Here is a 16,760-nt window from a genome sequence, read left to right as displayed (position 1 = left end):
CCGCGGTCCGCACGACGCGATGCGACGCGCGGGCCCGCGGTCGCGTTCCGAGCGAATGCGGCCGGCTCCACGGCCGCGGTCACCTCGATGGCTACGGGACCCATACGTGCGTGCACGCCGGGCAGATCTGCGTCCGCCGCCACCGCGACCGTGCCGTGTCCGCCCCGACGTTCCGGCCTGCCCGTGGGGGGCGACGTCCCCTCCGCGGGCGTGTCCGGGGGTGGCCCTCGCAGGCCCGAATGACGTGTCTTAGACGTCAGTTGACGTCCCGTCGGGGACGCGCGACCGTGGCGATCTCCACACGCCCCCTCCCCACGTGACCCCTCGTCGCACGGGTCGCGTCGGCGGCCGGCGCCGCACGTGGCCCGGACGCGGAGTCGCCGGGCGTCCCGCTTGCGGTCGCCTTGAGTTCATCCACCGTCAGTACCCCATTCTCCGCAGGCCCGTTGAACGTAAATAGCAGGCAATAAATCCTGGCAGGTATGGATCAACTCCGCCTCTGACCCGCATATTCACAACGCCCATGCAGGACTGGTGTGCAGGTTGTTAACAGGAGTTGTGGATGCGCTCTCGTCGGTACCGTCGGTCCCCCGCACGGGTTCGCTTCCACCGTCGTCTGCACAGGGCGGTCGCCCTGCTGGCCCTCGTCGCCTTCGCGATGCTGTTCACCGGCGAGGAGTCGTACGCCGTCGACCGGGGATTTCCGGCCCTGTCGGTGCCGACGCTGAAGAGCGTGGCCGCGTGGCTGGCGCATCCTGCTTCCCCGCAGTGGGGGAAGCTGCCGCGCCAGCAGTCCGGTACGGCTGCCGGCCGCAGCCACTCCGCCTCGTCCGCCGCCACCAAGGCGAGAGGCGGCGTCGGGAAGCAACGGCACCCGGGCAAGGGCGAGTTGCCGGCCGCACCTCAGTCCTACGCCCGCAAGGTCGCGGCCGGGCCGAGCAGCGGGGCGCGGCTCGGATACGACGCCCGCACCAGCACGCGCGTGCCGGCCAAGTCGACCGCCACCTCCACGTACTTCCAGAACGCCGACGGCTCCTACAGCCGTCGCTACTCGCCGCTGCCCGTCAACTACCGTGCCGCGGACGGAAGCTGGCAGCCCATCGACACCACGGTGGTGCCCGCGGCCGACGGGCGGTGGGAGGAGCGCGCCGGCTCCGCCAAGGTGAGCTTCGGCGCGAACGGCGCCGATCACGACCTGGTCGCCATGCCGATCGGCGGCCACCGCTTCGGCTACGGTCTGAACGGCGCGGCAACGGTGTCACCCGAGGTGTCCGGCGCCACCGTCACCTACCCCGGGGTGCTCCCGCACACGGACCTGACCGCGCAGCCGACCACGGTCGGCGTGAAGGAGTCACTGGTCCTGAACTCGCCGCAGGCCGGCACCTCCTGGGACTTCCCGCTCGATCTCGACGGGCTCACCCCGTCGGTCGGATCCGACGGGTCCGTGGGCCTGCGCGACAGCGCGGGAAAGCTGGTCGGGACGATCCCGGCGGGCTATGCCTTCGACTCCCACGTCGACCCCGTGTCCCGCGAACACGCCACCACTCACGCCGTCCGTTACACGCTCAGGCAGTCGCACGGCCGCTCCACCCTGCACATGACGCTGGACCCGAACTGGCTGCACGCGGCGAACCGGGTCTTCCCCGTCACCGTGGATCCTTCCTTCGGCGGTGCCCAGGCCATCACCACATACGCCGAGTCGGGCGCGGACGGCGACCACTCGATGGAGCAGACCATCAAGGTCGGCTCCTACGACTCCGGCACCCACTCCGCGGTCTCCTACCTGCAGTTCCCCACGGTCGGCGTCGACGGGTCGCACATCACCGTCTCCGCGGCCACGCTCAACCTGTACGCCGTGTCATCGTCCACGTGCACCGCCGAGCGGTTCGACGTCGCGCCCGCAAGCGCCGACTGGACCCCGTCCGGCGTGACCACCTACCCGGGACCCGGCCACGGAGCCTCGATCGGCAACGCCACACCGAGCACGCCCAACGCCTGCGCCAACAGCGCCGTTGACGTCAGCAAGGGCGACTGGGTGACCGTGACCCTGGCGGCCGCCACCTTCAACTCGTGGGCCACCGGCGCCTCCGCCGACCACGGTCTGGCGGTGTACGCGGCCACCAACGACGCCCTGCACTGGAAGCAGTTCGGCTCGATCTACGACGTGTCGTACTTCCCCACGCTCAACCTGACCTACACGGGAGCGACGCTTCCGCAGGTGGTGAGTACCGCCCCGGCCAACAACTCCACCGTCACCACGCACACTCCGGTGCTGTCGGCCGTGGCGATCATCGACCCCAACCTGGCGGTCACGCAGAAGTACGACTTCCAGGTCTACGACGCCGCAGGCACCCTCGTCGTCGACTCCGGGACCATCACGGCGAACTCGTACACCGTCCCCAACGGCAAACTGGCCTGGGGCAAGCCGTACTACTGGGAAGTCCAGGCGTACGACGGCACCAACTACTCACCAGGCCCGGTCTGGCAGGAACTGACCACCCAGGTGCCGCAGCCGTTGATCACCTCCGGCCTGTCGCAGAACACCGACGGCCACGGCTACGACCCGGCCACGGGCAACTACACCACCTCCGCCGTGGACGCCAACGTCTCCACGCCCGGCCCCTCCCTGACCATCACCCGTGACTACAACTCCCTGGACCCGCGCACCGCGGGGGCGTTCGGCGCGGGCTGGTCGAGCGTGCTGGACGCGCACGCCACCGAGCAGTACGACTCGACCGGCGCGGTCACCAGCGTCGTCGTCACCTACCCGGACGGCTCGGCGGTCGGCTACGGCAAGAACTCCAACGGGTCGTTCACCCCGCCCCAGGGCCGGTTCGCCACGTTCGCCACGGTCACCGGCGGCTACTCGCTGACGGACAAGAACGCCACGGTCTACCTGTTCACGCACGCACTCGGCTCCGGCGGCTACGGCATCACCTCGATCACCGACGCCAACGGCCGTGCGGAGAACTTCACCTACACCGGGAACCAGGTCACGGCGATGACCTCGGCCGTTTCGGGCCGAGCCCTGCACGTCGTCTGGGCCACTCCCTCCGGGGGCAGCGCGCACGTCTCGACCGTCACCACCGACCCGGTGACGGCCGGGCAGTCGAGCACCGCTCTCACATGGACGTACGCGTACACCGGCAACCAGCTGACCAAGGTCTGCTCCCCGGACGACACCGCCGACGGCTCCGCGTGCACCACCTACGGCTACACGACGGCGAACGAGGAGCACAGCCAGACCCTCGACCTCGGTCCCGACTCGTACTGGCCGCTGTCGGACACCTCCGGCACCACCGCGGTCAGCGCGGTCCTGCCGCGTGAGGGCGCCGACAACGCCGCCTACAACGCGGTGACCCTGGGCCAGCCCGGCCACCTGACCGGCGGCGGTGCCACGGCGGCCGGATTCGACGGCACCTCGTCGTACGCGAAGCTGCCGAACCTGGAACTGGGCACCTCCTCCTCGGAGTCGATCTCGCTGTGGTTCAAGACGTCCACCGCGAACGGCGTGATCTTCTCCTTCTCGGACATGCCGATCAAGGCGACCGCGACGCTGGGCAACTTCACGCCGTCGCTGTACGTCGGCTCCGACGGCAAGCTCAACGGCCTGCTCTGGTACGGCGAGAAGCCGACCCCGATCACCTCGGCCGCCGCGGTCACCGACAACGCCTGGCACCATGTGGTGCTCGCCGGCTCGTGGACCAAGCAGACGATGTGGCTCGACGGCGTCCAGTCCGGTACGTCGGCCGGGTACGGCAGCTTCGGGTTCACCGGCAACCAGCCCTGGCTGTTCACCGACGTCTACGTCGGCACCGGCTACCAGGGCGCTGCATGGCCCGACCAGGCGCACCTCAACTCCACGACGGCCTACGCCACGTACTTCAAGGGCTCCATCGCGGACGTCTCCTACTACAGCCGCCCCCTCGTCCAGGCCGACGTCACCGCGCTCAACAAGGCCGCCACCACCCCCGCGAGCCTGCTCAACAAGGTGGTCCGGCCCTCGGGCAAGGTGTTCGCGCAGGTCGGCTACGACCCGGAGACCTCGTCGGTCGACAGCCTGACCGACGAGAACGGCGGCAGCTGGTCGATGGCCGCCCCGAAGTACACCGGCTCCAGCCTGGGTTACCGGTCCTCGGTCCTCGGCTCCGCACCGTTCGGCTACTACCGGCTCGGGGAGACGACCGGCGCCTCGCAGGCCGTCGGCGAGACCGAGTCCACCCCCGGCACCTACGCGAACACCACCCTCGGCACGGCCGGCCCCTTCGCCGACCACACGACAGCGGGCTTCAACGGCACCAGCTCCTACGTCCAGTTGTCCGACACCCTGCTGCACGCGAGCAACGACCGGGCAGTGGAGGCGTGGTTCAAGACGACGTCACCAGGCGTGATCCTCTCCGACCAGTCCGTGGCCATCGCCGGCGCCACCGCCGCCAGCGGCAGTTGGGACCCGATCCTCTACGTCGGTACGGACGGGAAGATGCACGGCCACTTCTGGAGCGGCAGCGGCACCGGCGGCACCGCGTTCGGCTCCAAAGTGCTGGTCGACGACGGCAAATGGCACCATGCCGCGCTCACCGTCACCGGTACCGCACAGACCCTCTACATCGACGGCATCGCCCAGGGCACCTACACCGGCGCCCCCAACGACGCGTCGACCAACCGCCTCTATCTCGGCGCGGGTTTCGCCACCGCCTGGGTGAACACCCCCGGTGCGGTCAGCTACTTCAACGGCTCCATAGCCGAGGCGGCCCTGTACGCCCACCCGCTGTCCGGCCAGGACATCGCCGCGCACTTCGCCGCGGGCCAGAACTCCGGTGGCCTGTCGCCGGTGGACACCGTGCAGGTCACCGATCCCCAGGGGAAGTCGAACACGTACCGGTTCGACCCCGACAACAGCTACCGGATGATCTCGCAGACCGACGGCACGGGTCACACGACCTCGTACGGCTACGACTCCGGCGGCTTCGAGCACACCGTCACCGACCCCAACGGCGACGTGACCACGATCGGCCACGACGTCCGCGGCAACCAGGTCTCCCAGACCAGCTGCCAGGACCAGACCGCCCTCAAGTGCTCCACGACCTACAGCACCTACCTGCCGGACGACACCAGCGCCGCCCTGACGCCCAACCCGCAGAACGACCTGCCCGCCACCACACGTGACGGCCGGTCCGCCTCGGCCACCGACCCGGCGTACCTCACGTCCTACAGCTACGACGCGGCCGGCAACCGCACCGGCGTGACCACCCCGCCGGTCAGCGGATTCCCGCACGGCCGCACCACCGGCGTCACCTACACCGACGGGACCACGGTCGCGGCGGCCGACGGCGGCTTCGCCCCGAAGGGCCTGCCCTACAAGACCGTCTCACCCGGTGGCGCCACCACCACGATCACCTATTTCAAGAACGGCGACATCGCCAAGGTCACCGACCCCGACGGGAAGGTGACCACCTTCGGCTACGACAACCTCGGCCGGCCGCTCAGCAAGACCGAGGCCTCCGACAGCTACCCGGCCGGGCTGACCACCTCCTACACCTACGACGGCGACTCGCAGGTCACCTCGCAGACCGATCCGCAGGTCACCGACCGGGTCACCGGAGCGGCCCACCAGGCCCGCACCGACACCGTCTTCGACGTCGACGGCATGGTCAGCTCACAGACCGTCAGCGACCTCAGCGGCGGTGACAGCCCCCGCGTCCAGAAGTACACCTATACGCCCTTCGACCAGGTCAAGACCAGCGAGGAACCCTCCGGCAGCACGAGCACCCTCACGTACGACGCGTACGGCAACAAGGCCACCGAGACCGACGCCGCCGGCAACCTCACCCAGTTCGACTACGACGCGACCGGCAACCTGCTGACCCAGACGCTCAAGGGCTACACCGGCGACCCGGTCAGCCCCTCCGCCCCGCGGGACCTGGTGGAGTCCTCCCGCGCGTACGACCCGGCGGGCCGGCTGGCGTCGCTCACCGACGCCATGGGCAACACCACGTCGTACACCTACACCGACAACGGCCTCCAGGCGACGGCCACCCGCTCCGACCCGACCGGTACGCAGACGTTCGTCGAGCAGGCGAACACCTACGACGGCGCGGGCAACCTGATCAAGCAGGTCAGCAACAACGGCGCCACCACGACCACATCCGCCGTGGACGCCGCCGACCGCACCACGTCGACGACCGTCGACCCGACCGGGGTGAACCGCACCACCACGGTGTCCTACACGCCCGACGACATGGTCGCCACCAGCACCCTCAGCGACTCCACCGGGCAGACCCACACGACCAGTTCCACCTACGACCCGATGGGCAACGTCACCAGCTCCTCCGTCCAGGAGGACGGCGTCGGCCACCCCGACGGCTGGTGGAAGCTCGACCAGACCGCCGGCAGGTCCGTGCCCGACGCCTCGGGCGACGGCCACACCGCGACCGCGGGACCCGGCGTGACCTGGTCCGACGGCGCCGCCTCGTTCACCGGCAACGCCGCCGACGGCGACATCGCCACCAACGGCCCGGTACTCGACGCCACGGCCTCCTACACGGTGTCGGCGTGGGTGAAGATCCCCGACACCGCCACGAACTACACGTTCGTGTCGCAGGGCGGAACCACCCGGGCCGCCTTCTACCTCCAGTACTCCGCCGGCAGCAAGGCCTACGACCTGCACTTCGGCAGCCAAGACGTGGCAGCGCCCTCCGCGTTCTACGACGCCGCCGCCTCCACCCCACCCGTGCTGAACACCTGGACGCACCTGGTCGGCCAGTACAACGCCGGCACGGGAGCCATCAGCCTCTACGTCAACGGCGTCCTGGCCGGCAGCGGCACCAACCCCGCTCCGTGGCAGGGCACCGGCCCGCTGGCCATCGGCGGCGTCACCCTCGCCGACGGGACGACGATCAAGGACGACGTGCACGGCTCGGTCGACAACGTGCAGGTCTACCAGCGCGACCTGACGACCGCGGAGATCTCCGCGCTGTACGCCAAGGGCCGCTCCGGCGGAACCACCGCCTCCTCGGACGAGGCCACCACGTCGTTCCAACTCGACCAGCGCGGCCTGCCGAAGAGCATGACCGACCCGGACCAGAACGTCACCGACTACTCCTACGACGAAGCGGGACAGCTGGTGCTCACCAGCGCCCCGGCGGTGAACGCCGAACACGACGGCGGCGCCCCCGCACTGGTCCACCCCACGACGACCACCGGCTACAACACGTTCGGCGAGCCGACCGAGTCCACCGACCCCAACGGCGACACGGTCACCACGACGTACGACGGTGGCGGCCGGCGGACCGGCGTCGTCGCACCGGACTACACCCCGCCGGACGGCTCACCGGTCATCCACGACGCCGCCACCACGTGGACCTATGACGACGCGGGCAACATCGCCACCGTCACCGATCCGCTCCAGCACACCACCCACACCCTGTACGACCAGCTCGGCGACCTCGCGCAGACCACCGACGCCAACGGCGGCGTCTCCCGCACCACGTACGACGAGAACGGCGAGGCCCGCACCCAGACCGACCCGACGGGCGGCCAGACCCAGACCACGTACGACTTCCTCGGCCGCCCGCTGACCTCCACCGTCCTGGAGCGCTACCCCACCCCGGCGACGCTCACCGCGCACAACGACTACACCGCCTCCACACTGAACCCCGGCGGCGCCTTCCTGGCCGGCACCACCACGGCCGACGGCGTCACGACCAGCTACGGCTACGACCACGTCGGCGAGACCACCCAGGTCACCGACGCGGCCGGGAACACCACCAGGACCGGGTACGACGCGCAGGGGCGGGCCACCTCCGTCACCCAGCCCGACGGCACCATGAACACCGTCGGATACGACCAGCTCGGCGACCCGCTCCAGGTCACCTCACTGGACACCGATCACCAGACGGTGCTCGCCGGCCAGTCGGCGACCTACGACGCCGCCGGCAACCTGAAGTCGTCCACCGACGGCAACCACCACACCACGACGTTCACCCGCGACGCGCTCGGACAGGTCACCGGCGAGGTCCAGCCGGTGGACGCCGGGCATTCCATCACCACCTCGTTCGGCTACGACGCGGCCGGCAACGGCACCCGCTACACCGACGGCCGCGGCAACAAGACCCTGTACACCTACACCACGTGGAACCTGCCCGAGTCGGTGATCGAACCGTCCGTGACCACGGGCACCTACGACTACAGCAGCCCGGCCGACTCCACCTCCACGACCACCTACGACGCCGCCGGCCGCGCGGTCACCCAGACCGAGCCGGGCCGGGTGGCCCCCACCACGGGCTACGACAACCTCGGCAACGTCACGTCGCAGAGCGGCTCCGGCGCCGAGGCGGACACCGCCGGCCGGTCCTTCCACTACGACCTGGACAACCGGATGACCGAGGCGGCCACCGCCGCCCTCGGCACCGGCACACCCGCCACCGACGAGACCTTCCGCTACGACGACCGCAGCGACCTCCTCGGCGCCGACGGGTCCGGCTCCTCGAGCTCCTTCACCTACAACGGCGACGGGCTGCCCACCAGCCGCAGCGACGCGGCCGGCACCACCGGCTACACCTACGACGTCGCCGACCGGCTCGGCACCCTCACCGATCCGCTCACCGGAACCCAGCTCACCTACCACTACAACACGCTCTCGCAGCCGTCCACCGTGCAGTACGGCGCCGGCGGTGACACGCGCACCTACGGGTACGACCACCTGCACCGGCTCACCAGCGACACCCTGACCACACCGTCCGGAGGCACCGTCGCCTCCATCGGCTACGGCTACGACGGCAACAACAACGAGACCGGCAAGACCACCACGGGCCTGGCGGGCGCCGGCGCCAACACCTACACCTACGACTGGGCGAACCGCCTGACGTCCTGGGCCAACGGCGGCACGACCACCGCCTACGCCTACGACGACTCCGGCAACCGCACCCGCGCCGGCTCCGACGTCTACACCTACGACGCCCGTGACCAGCTCACCGGTGACGGCCAGAACACCTACACCTACAGTGCCCGCGGCACGCTGACCCAGCAGTCCGCGGGTGGCACCACCGCGTCGTTCGCCTCGGACGCCTACGGACAGCAGACGAGCCAGGGCACCCAGCGCTACGTCACGGACGCGCTCGGCCGCGTCATCACGGACACGAACACCGGCGGCGGCGGTTCGGTCACCTTCTCCTACGGCGGAACCGACACCAACACCGCCTCCGACGGCGCCAATTCGTACTCCTGGACGCCCGACGGCGCCCTGGTCGGCGTCGGTGCCACAGGCGGCACGCAGGCCGGCGCGGTGCTCGCCCTGACCGACCAGCACGACGACGTGGTCGGCGACTTCACCGCCGGGAGCACGGCGGTCTCCGCCTCCACCGGCTACGACCCGCTCGGCAAGGTCACCGGCACCAACGGGACACCCCTGGGCCGGCTGGGCTACCAATCGGGCTGGACGGACGGCAGCACCGGCAAGGTCGACATGGCCGCCCGCTGGTACAACCCGGCGACCGGCCAGTTCATGAACCGCGACACCGTGGCGCAGTCCCCGATGCCGAACCCGGCCAACGCCAACCCGTTCGCGTACGCCAACGACAACCCGATGACGGGCGTCGACCCCACCGGCCACGGCTTCCTCAGCGCGGTCCGCCACGCCGCCTCCAGCACGTACCACGCGGTCGTCAACACGGCGAAGACCGTCTACCACGCGGTCGTCAACACGGCCAAGACCGTGTACCACGCGGTCGTCAACACCGCGAAGTCGATCTACCACGGGGTCGTCAGCGCATACCACTACGTTGCCAGCAAGGTCAGCAGCTACGCGAGCGCGATCTACGAAGCGGCCACCGAGAGACTCCACCGCGCGGAAGCGGCCTTCAACCGGCAAGTGGCCGCCATGGAACGCCAGATCGCCGCATTCGACCGGCAGATCGCGGCCTTCAACAAAGAGATCGCCGATGCCAAGGCGGCGGCGAAACGGGAGGCCGCGGCAGCGGTACGCAACGCGCAGAACGTCGTCAGCCACGCCGCGCACAGCACGTACCAAGCCGTCGCGAAGGCGGTCAACACCAGCGCCACGTACTTCAAGAACCACGCGGCGGCCATCGCCTCCTTCGCGGTGTCGGCCGTGGTCTTCGCGGGTTGCGAGGCGGTGGTGACCGGAGCCAGCGGCGGCACGCTCTCCGTGCCCGGCGCCATCGGCTGCGGGGCGCTCGCGGGAGCGGCCAGCGGCCTGGTCGATCAGGGCGCCAAGTGCGCCGAGGGACAGCACGGCGCCTGCTCGGTCGCGTCGTTCGGCGAGTCCGCCTTCCTCGGGGCGGTGGGCGGTGCGGTCGGCGGTGGCATCGGCGGTGCGCTCGGTGGCAAGCTCGCCGAATCGGCGCTCGGCGACGTCCTGCCGAAGCTGGTCACCAGCACGCTGGAGGGTGCCGCCGTCGGCGGCATCTCCGGAGGCACGGCCAGCGCCATCACCTACGGCCTGACCTGTTCCGACAGCCAGTCCGGGTGCACCTGGTCGGGCGCGGGAGACGCGGTGGCCTCCGGCACGGTCTCCGGCGCGATCGGCGGCGGTATCGGTGGGGCACTGGCCGGACTCGGCGGCGGACGCAACGTCTGTGAGAGCTCGGGCCCGCACAGCTTCGTCGGCTCGACGGGCGTGGTGATGGCCGACGGCTCCACCAAGGCGATCTCCCAGGTCAAGGTCGGCGACCAGGTCAAGGACGCCGTTCCGGGGGCGAAGGGCGCCCAGACCCACACCGTCCAGGCGGTCATCGTGACGACCACGGACCACGACTTCGTGGACGTGACGGTGGCACCGGCCGGGACGGCTGGGAAGCGGACGTCGACCACGCCCGGCCTGGGCCGGCGCATCCTCCGCAAGTCCGCCCTCGGCCTCGCGGCCTCCGCCGCCCTGGTCACCACGACGTTGGGCGTGTCCCACCACGACGCCGCGGCACCGACTCCGGTCGCCTACACCGCGCCCGCGTCCGCACCCACGTCCGCGACCTCCGAGGCCACGGCCGGCGGCGCCACACTCACCACGACCTTCCACCACCCCTTCTACGACGCGACCCGCTCTTCCTTCGTCGAGGCCGGCGACCTCCACACGGGCGACGTCCTCCAAACCCCGACCGGCACCGCCGAGGTCACCGGCCTCCGCCTCTACCACGCCACCACCACCACGTACGACCTCACCATCGCGGGCCTGCACACGTACTATGTGGAGGCGGGCGACACGCCGGTCTTGGTTCACAATACCGATGACGGGCTTTGTGGAATTGGCGGATCTCGCAGTGCAACGCAGATTCGAAACACTCCTGGTCCTGCGACCGGAGGATATGGTTTGGCGGACGCTGGTAGTGGCTGGCTGAGGGGATCTCAAGGTAATTTTGGTCGTATCCCAGGGCAGGTAGCAGATCAGCTGCGCGGTCAGACCTTTAGTAGCTTCAATGCCTTCCGTGAGGCATTCTGGAAGACTGTTGGGAACGATTCAGATCTGGCTTCATCCTTCTCTGTGTCCAATGTCACGCGAATGCAGGATGGCGGATCACCGTTCACGGCCTCCGGGCAATCAATGCCAGGTCAATTTAATTATGTTCTTCACCATTCGATGCCCATATGGGCTGGTGGCGGGGTCTACGACATGGATAACATCGTGATTTTGACCCCTCGACTACACTCGGAGATACTGGATCCTGGATTCCATTATGGGAGGTGAGCTGGTTGGTTGATCCTGACCGTAGGCAGGTGAGGGCTATCGAGTTGGTGTCGATGATCCGACGGGGAGGCTTCTCTGACGATCAGTGCGCTGCGTTGATCGATGAGTTGCAGAGGCTCATCCCGCATCCGGCGTGGACTGACCTTATGTTCCACCGGAGCCCTGACCTATCGGACGAACGCGCTGTTCAGGAAGCCCTCTCATACCGGGCCATCGAACTCTAGGTTGTCGGGTACGAAGCCTCTGGGCGACCCCATCAAGTGGCCCCACCGGATGTAATTCCGGTGGGCCCTCTGGGGTGTCTGACGGCAGTTGTTGACGGCAGCGTCAGCGGACGGGTGGTGCACAGAGCAGCGGTTCGTCGCCGTCGTCGGGCTGGGCGGCGTCCTCGGCGGGGTGGCGGAGGGCACGGCTGAGGAGGTCGATTGCGTCGCGCTGGAGGCGGAGCCGGACGTGGGCATAGACGGTGGCGGTGACACCGATGTGGGTGTGGCCGAGGAGTTCCTCGATGACGACTAGCTAGTTCGACGCCCTGGGGTGCGCTGGAGGGTGCGGCGGATGCTGGCGCTGCCCGCGTCGAGGTTGAGGTTTTCCCAGCGCAACCCAAGGGGTTCGCCCTTGCGCAGCCCGGTGCGCAGCGCTAGCTCGAACAGCGCGGCGAGTCGGTGGCCCTGGGGGCGGCGAGGAACTGCCGGGCCTCGTCTGCAAAGGGCTCGCGAACTGCTGGATAGCTGGGGTATGACGACCATCGTCACAAGGCAGGAAAATTAGTGATTGAAAACCACCTTGCAAGGGCAGTGCTCTCTGCCATCATGCTGCTCGACCATTCATCAGCTGACGAGATCGATCGTGATGTTGCTTCTCAAGGGCTTGAGAACATTGCGTCGGACCTGAGCGCGATGAACGGTGCGGAGCGCCGGGAGTTCCGGAGCGTACTCCGCCGCATTGCCGAGGAAGAGCCTGATGACGCGCCGTACATCGAGGACTTGCCCAGGCTGCTGGGCTGGTGAGGTTGCCGGTCGGGGATGCCGACCTGATGGACTTCATGGCAGTACCGGATGGTTGCCCGGGCGGCAGGTCGACCTGCAGGATGGCCTCGATGCTTGGTCGGCCGGCGGGTTGACGACGGGGAGAGGGCCCGGTGGGAGCGGATCCGTGTGGAGGGGTTGGACTGGTCCCGGTGCGCCGGGACCAGCCAAGTGCGCCACTATAGGGCCTGTTTTAGAAGTGGATCTCTTGCCGAGCCCGGGTGCTTCACGAATCTGCGGGAGAATGCGGCTCGTGGAAGGAACGCACAGGCATCTCCGTCAGACGAGTCGGTGGGCGCGGTTTGCCCAAGTCACCGTTCGTGGAGCCGCATCCGCCGAGCCAGAGGTGCTGATGGGTGGGGACGTGTTCGGGCGGCGCAGTCAGGCATACGGCCGCCTCAATGACACCAGCCACACCGACGATCATGAGGTCCAGGCAGAGGCGCTGGAAGGCGCCTGGTATGCGCTCATGCAGCTGCCTGAAGAAGCCCGTGGGGTCCGTGTATCTCTCGTCGGGATCGTCACTTCGCCAGTAGACACGGGCCCTGGTGATGTGAAGTTCGCTGCGGCACATGCCGTCTGGCAAGCCGTAGGCCGGCAGCCGGCACGAAAGCCGTGGACCGGCGAGGACGGGAATCCTGTTTTCCCGTAGCAACCTGGTCAAAGGCACTCGTCGATGACAGCGATGGTGACAGTGGCCTCGTATCGGACTGCACGCTTGTCGTATCTGGTGGCCACCGCCCGGTGGCGCTTAAGGCGGTTGATACCGCATTCGACCGCGTGGCACTCGTGGTAGTCGGCCTTGTCGAACTTCGGCGGCCGACCACCACAGGCGCCCAGCTTCCTGCGGTTGCGGACCTGGTCGGACTTCTCCGGAATCGTGCAGCGGATTCCGCGTCGGCGCAGGTAGCCGCGGTTGCCCCGGGACCCGTAGGCCCTATCGGCCCGCACCCGGTCCGGTCGACGGCGCGGCATGCCAACGCCCACACGGGGTACCCGGATGCGCTCCAGGACCGATTGGAACTCGGGGCTGTCGTTCCGCTGACCGGCGGTGACCAGGAATGACAGGGGCTTCTGTCCGTGCTCGACCGCCAGGTGCACCTTCGTCATCAGACCACCGCGCGATCGGCCGAGCCCGTGGTCGGCGGGCTCGTTGGCGACTCCGCCTTGTTTGTCCCGCTGCAGGTCCCCCCTTTTTTTTGCGGGCGCCTGCCGCATGCTGATGAAATCGAGCGACGGTGGAGTCCACATTCACGTCCCAGGTGATCAGGGCTTTTGCGTCGGCCTCGGCCTGCAGTTGGGTAAGGATCCCGCTCCAGGTGCCGTCGCGTTGCCAGCGCCGGAAGAGACGGTAGACGGTCTCCCACTCGCCGTAGCGGGCGGGAACGTCATGCCAGGGCGAACCGGTCCGCGTCCGCCAATCTATGCCGTTGATCACCTGCCGCTTCGACCAGACCGGAGGCCGTACCGGCTTCCTGCCCACCGGCAACAGCGACTCCAGTCTGGTCTATTGCTCACTCGTCAGATCTCCACGTCCCACGAGTGGATCATGGCAGACCTTGATCCACTTATAGAATGGGCCCTAATTCGATGGCACGCATCGAGCCGTGCCCCCACCCTGGTCACCGTGGCAGAACCCAAGCACCAGATCCGCGCCCGCTACACCGCCTCCACGGTCACCGTCTACCAGGCGTACAGGCCGGAGATCGGTCTTCCCGCGGCCCGGGACGGTCGCTTCCCGGCAGCCTGGCAGCGGGACCGGATGACGTGGATCAAGCCGCGCTCATAGTCTTTTTCACATGACGACAGACGACAGCAAGCAGCAGGACGAGGCGCGGTTACGGCGTGCGGTGCGCGCGAGTCGGGCCGCCGGTGGCCAGCGCGTGAGGAACGCCCGCGTCGACTGGTCCGGGGAAACCGCGGCGATCTACTGCCGGATCTCCCACACGAACGACGACGACCAGACCGGCGTCGACCGCCAGGAGATCATCTGCCGCGACGTGGCCGAACGACTCGGCCTCACCGTTGCCGAGGACCAGGTCTTCGTGGACAACAACCGGTCAGCGTGGCAACGCAAGCGACAGCGCCCAGGATGGGACGCGCTACTCGCCGAGGCCCGGCAGGGCCGCATACGCCACGTGCTCACGTACCACCCCGATCGCCTGATGCGGCAGCCCCGCGACCTTGAAGAGCTGCTGCAGATAGCCGACGATCACAACATCACGCTGCACGGCCAGGCAAACCGCCGCGATCTCGCCGACCCGGACGACCGGTTCTTCCTGCGCATCGAGGTGGCGCATGCCTGCCGCTCCAGCGACGACACCTCACGACGACTCGTCGACTCCATGATCGACCGGGCCAAGGAGGGACGGCCGCACACAGGCCGACGCCGGTACGGCTACGACAAGACCGGGACGCAGATCATCCCCGAGGAAGCCGCCATCGTGCGCGAGGTCTTCAGCAGCTACCTGGACGGGGAGAGCCCGTTGCGGATCGCCCAGGACCTCTATGCGAGGGAAGTGAAGACAGCACAGGGCCGCCACTGGACCGCACCTCGTGTGCGCGAACTCCTTGGCAACCGCCACGTCACCGGCATCCGCGTTTTCCGCGGCGAGGAGATCGGCGACGGTGAATGGCCGCCGATCATCGATCGCGGCATGTGGCTGGAGGTCAAGGCACGACGTATGTACCGGGCCGCGACGTGGGCCCCCGACGATGAGCAGCCGCGGCGCTTCTACCTCCTGCGGGGTCTGGTGATGTGCACCGGATGCGGCAAGCCGATGGGCGGGGCAACGACCAAGTACATCTGCAACCACACCCACCGACTCGACGTGCCCCGGTGTAACCGCGCCATCAAGGCTGCCCCCGTGAACGAGTTCGTCACCGAGGCCGCCCTGTACCTGTTGGAGCATCTGGATCTCACAGAGGTGCCCTCCCCGTCCTCGTTGTCAGCGGAGGACCAGGCAGCCGTCGACGCCGACCGGCAGGAACTCGACGAGCTCAAGGACATGTGGCAGAGCCAGGAACTGACCACGCGGGAGTACCGCGAGATGCGCAAGACCGTCGAGGCGCGGATCCAGGGCCTTCAGCAGAAGATGATCGTCCGGCCGACAGCGGAGGTTCTGGATGGCCTCGCCGGCCCCGACGCCCGAGCGAGCTGGGCAGCGTTGAGGACGCCGGGAACTTCGAGCGCATGAACGCGGTCCTTCGCTTCCTGTTCGCCGCTGTGAAGATCAAGGAGGCCACGAAGAGGGGTCGCCAGTTCGACTACGGCAGAATCGACATCGAGCAGAACCCGATCTGGACCTGACCGCCGAGGCCGGAGCCGGCGTCAGCGCAGGGTCTCAATGCTGAACATCTCCGTCAGCCGAGGCACCTTGAGTGCTGACGTTGCCTCGTCCCGCGCGTCCCAACGTTCCCCCACCGGGTTGCGATTGAAGTGGTGTCCACCCAGCTCGACTTCAACGGCGTCGTAGAAGCCCTCGGTGCACTCGTCGTCATCCCCCGCGAGCAGGTCGTAGGTCTTGGCGGCGACGTAGTCCAGGGACTCCCACTCGGGCCACTCCACATCGCTGCTCCACGTGCGGCGATGGCGGCCGGCAAGGCGCTGAACCTCTGGGAGTCCGGTCAACGCGTCGGGTTCCACGACCGCGCGGTCGAAGACCTGGCGGCCTCGACCAATGAGCCAGAGCCTGAAGTACTTGAAGCCGTCGTCTGAGCACCAGCCACCGAAGATGCGCATGGCGGCCCCCCAGAGGTCCCAGGTGTATGCACGTCCGCTGGCGATGTCCAGGTGGGTCTGGAACAGGACTATGTGATCGGGAGGCAGCGCGGCCAGGCGCTCGGTCAGGAACGCCTCTCGCTGGCTGCGGCTCGGTGAGTGCCGCAGGCTGTCCTCGACCAGTTCCCAGAATGCGTCGTTGTCCACAGTGGGCCACTATTCCAGGCCACACTGACACACACCCCAGCTCTCATCGGCCAGGGATCTCATGCTGTGGTTGCCCCAGGAGCCGGGCCAGTCGTCGCGCCGCAGC

7 protein-coding genes and 1 pseudogene are annotated in these 16,760 nt (G+C 68.4%); 5 read left to right on the top strand and 3 right to left on the bottom strand.

Going from position 1 to position 16,760, the window contains the following annotated elements; all coding sequences use genetic code 11:
- Window positions 1-562 precede the first annotated feature (562 nt).
- Together BMW99_RS39865 and BMW99_RS43300 are read left to right on the top strand one after the other, a co-directional pair.
- The gene (locus tag BMW99_RS39865; protein WP_107451524.1) at window positions 563-11,698 is read left to right on the top strand and encodes a LamG-like jellyroll fold domain-containing protein; all 11,136 of its coding nucleotides are present in this window, start codon (window positions 563-565) and stop codon (window positions 11,696-11,698) included.
- A gap of 315 nt (window positions 11,699-12,013) precedes the next feature.
- The gene (locus BMW99_RS43300) at window positions 12,014-12,217 is read left to right on the top strand and encodes a hypothetical protein (RefSeq protein ID WP_456049145.1); all 204 of its coding nucleotides are present in this window, start codon (window positions 12,014-12,016) and stop codon (window positions 12,215-12,217) included.
- 17 nt (window positions 12,218-12,234) lie between these two features.
- On the opposite strand, the pseudogene BMW99_RS43295 reads toward BMW99_RS43300, so the two are convergent.
- A pseudogene (locus tag BMW99_RS43295) lies at window positions 12,235-12,404 on the bottom strand (tyrosine-type recombinase/integrase); the annotation flags it as partial.
- Window positions 12,405-12,468: 64 nt separating this feature from the next.
- On the opposite strand from BMW99_RS43295, the gene BMW99_RS02395 reads away from it, so the two are divergent.
- Window positions 12,469-12,708: a hypothetical protein gene (locus BMW99_RS02395; protein WP_141726077.1), complete on the top strand. Its 240-nt coding sequence runs from the start codon at window positions 12,469-12,471 to the stop codon at window positions 12,706-12,708.
- Window positions 12,709-13,386: 678 nt separating this feature from the next.
- Here BMW99_RS02395 and BMW99_RS02390 read toward each other — a convergent pair.
- Window positions 13,387-14,227 (bottom strand): IS5 family transposase gene (locus BMW99_RS02390; protein ID WP_245791159.1). Its coding sequence is split into 2 segments (ribosomal slippage): window positions 13,387-13,870 and window positions 13,869-14,227, totalling 843 coding nucleotides; the frame shifts between segments, so codons are not numbered across the junction.
- A 126-nt stretch (window positions 14,228-14,353) separates the two neighbouring features.
- On the opposite strand from BMW99_RS02390, the gene BMW99_RS02385 reads away from it, so the two are divergent.
- A complete protein-coding gene (locus tag BMW99_RS02385; RefSeq protein ID WP_245791145.1) occupies window positions 14,354-14,515 on the top strand; it encodes a DUF4291 family protein in 162 nt (53 codons plus the stop codon).
- A 10-nt stretch (window positions 14,516-14,525) separates the two neighbouring features.
- Window positions 14,526-15,923: a recombinase family protein gene (locus BMW99_RS02380; RefSeq protein ID WP_245791144.1), complete on the top strand. Its 1,398-nt coding sequence runs from the start codon at window positions 14,526-14,528 to the stop codon at window positions 15,921-15,923.
- A 134-nt stretch (window positions 15,924-16,057) separates the two neighbouring features.
- Here BMW99_RS02380 and BMW99_RS02375 read toward each other — a convergent pair whose 3' ends face one another.
- Complete coding sequence (locus tag BMW99_RS02375) at window positions 16,058-16,654, bottom strand: DUF4240 domain-containing protein (RefSeq protein ID WP_069463002.1); 597 nt, start codon at window positions 16,652-16,654, stop codon at window positions 16,058-16,060.
- Between the last annotated feature and the right edge of the window lie 106 nt (window positions 16,655-16,760).

Source organism: Actinacidiphila rubida (genome assembly GCF_900110255.1).
Lineage (GTDB): Bacteria > Actinomycetota > Actinomycetes > Streptomycetales > Streptomycetaceae > Actinacidiphila > Actinacidiphila rubida.
The sequence above is the reverse complement of the archived record's forward strand: the minus strand, read 5'-3'. Positions and strand labels throughout refer to the sequence as shown.

Coding starts and splice junctions, on each gene's coding strand:
- BMW99_RS39865 (WP_107451524.1), top strand. CDS start 563: ATGCGCTCTCGTCGGTACCGTCGGTCCCCCGCACGGGTTCGCTTCCAC.
- BMW99_RS02380 (WP_245791144.1), top strand. CDS start 14,526: ATGACGACAGACGACAGCAAGCAGCAGGACGAGGCGCGGTTACGGCGT.